The sequence below is a fragment of the Curtobacterium sp. B18 genome (assembly GCF_000333375.1).
Lineage (GTDB): Bacteria > Actinomycetota > Actinomycetes > Actinomycetales > Microbacteriaceae > Curtobacterium.
Genome location: NZ_BACZ01000664.1, coordinates 1 through 1,601 on the forward strand (window position 1 = coordinate 1; position 1,601 = coordinate 1,601).

The 1,601-nt window shown below is 69.4% G+C and carries 2 protein-coding genes; both read right to left on the reverse strand.

What is annotated here, in order from left to right:
* Window positions 1-97 precede the first annotated feature (97 nt).
* Entirely contained in the window at window positions 98-1,237 is a 1,140-nt protein-coding gene (locus I5E_RS17840) for a CE1758 family FMN-dependent luciferase-like monooxygenase (RefSeq protein WP_022908185.1), read from the reverse strand.
* Between the two features lie 110 nt (window positions 1,238-1,347).
* A partial coding sequence (locus I5E_RS17845; RefSeq protein ID WP_222836487.1) for a hypothetical protein occupies window positions 1,348-1,601 on the reverse strand: 254 nt, incomplete at its 5' end.

Here is a 1,601-nt window from a genome sequence, read left to right on the forward strand (position 1 = left end):
CTCCAGTCCGATCTGGGGCCACGCTCACCGCGCATGGTGAGCAGCAATGGTCGGGTCACCTTGCGGGACCCGACCGTTGCTGCTCACGAAGCGAGCGTCAGACGGACGCTCCGGTGAACTCGTCCTCGGCGGCGACGTGGTCGCTGCCCAGGGTGCCGGCGGCCATCGCGGCGGCCACGCGGTCGGCGTGCGACGGCGGGTTCGACGGCACGCCTTCCGGCCGGCCCTCCTCGTTGATCCTCCGGAGCTCGGGGACGATGTCCTCGGCGAGGATGTCGATCTGCTCGAGCACCGTCTTGAGCGGCAGCCCGGCGTGGTCGACGAGGAACAGCTGGCGCTGGTAGTGCCCGACGTGGTCCTTCATCGCGGCGTACCGGTCGATCACCTGCTGCGGCGAACCGACCGTGAGCGGGGTCTGCTCGGTGAAGTCCTCCATCGAGGGACCGTGCCCGTAGACCGGGGCGTTGTCGAAGTACGGACGGAACTCGGCGACGGCGTCCTGCGAGTTCTTCCGCGCGAAGAACTGGCCGCCGAGCCCGACGATCGCCTGGTCGGCACGCCCGTGCCCGTAGTGCTCGAAGCGCTGACGGTAGAGGCCCACCATCTGCTCGGTGTGCTGGATCGGCCAGAAGATGTTGTTGTGGAGGAACCCGTCGCCGTAGTACGCGGCCTGCTCGGCGATCTCCGGCGTGCGGATCGAGCCGTGCCACACGAAGGGCGGGACGCCGTCGAGCGGACGCGGGGTCGAGGTGAAGCCCTGCAGCGGCGTGCGGAACTTCCCCTGCCAGTTGACGACGTCGTTCTCCCAGAGCTGGCGGACGAGCGCGTAGTTCTCGATCGCGAGGTTGACGCCCTGGCGGATGTCCTGCCCGAACCACGGGTAGACCGGCCCGGTGTTGCCGCGGCCCATCATGAGGTCCATGCGGCCGTCGGAGATGACCTGGAGCATCGCGTACTCCTCGGCGATCCGCACCGGGTCGTTCGTGGTGATGAGGGTCGTCGACGTCGAGAGCGTGATGTGCTTCGTGCGTCCGGCGAGGTAGCCGAGCATGGTGGTCGGGCTCGAGGCCACGAACGGCGGGTTGTGGTGCTCACCGGTCGCGAAGACGTCGAGCCCCGCCTGGTCGGCGTGCTCGGCGATCGTCAGGATGTCGCGGACCCGCTGGGTGTCGTCCGGGGTCGTCCCGGTGGTGGGGTCGGTCGTGACGTCACTGACCGTGAAGATGCCGAACTGCATGATGCGCCGCCTTCCGCGGAGTCCCTCCGCCTGCGATTTCGATGCGTTTGCATCGACTTGCTCGGTACAACGTAGCGCAGCCGCAGACATTCCCGCCAGGGGTCCACGCCCTACCGGACGGGCAGTGCCTCGGTGTCCGTCCGCGCCGCGTGGTGCATGCCGTCCGCGATCCAGACGATCGTCACCACGGCGAGGACGCTCGCGCTCGACGCCATCCGACCCGCGACGAGGATGGCGGCGTGGTCGTGCACCCCGCCCGAGACGCCGTACACCAGGGCTGCCACGCCGACCCAGGACGTGACGCCGGTGGCGACCAGGAGGACCCAGGTCACCAGGGGGGGCGGCCCGCGGGGTCCGGTCCGGT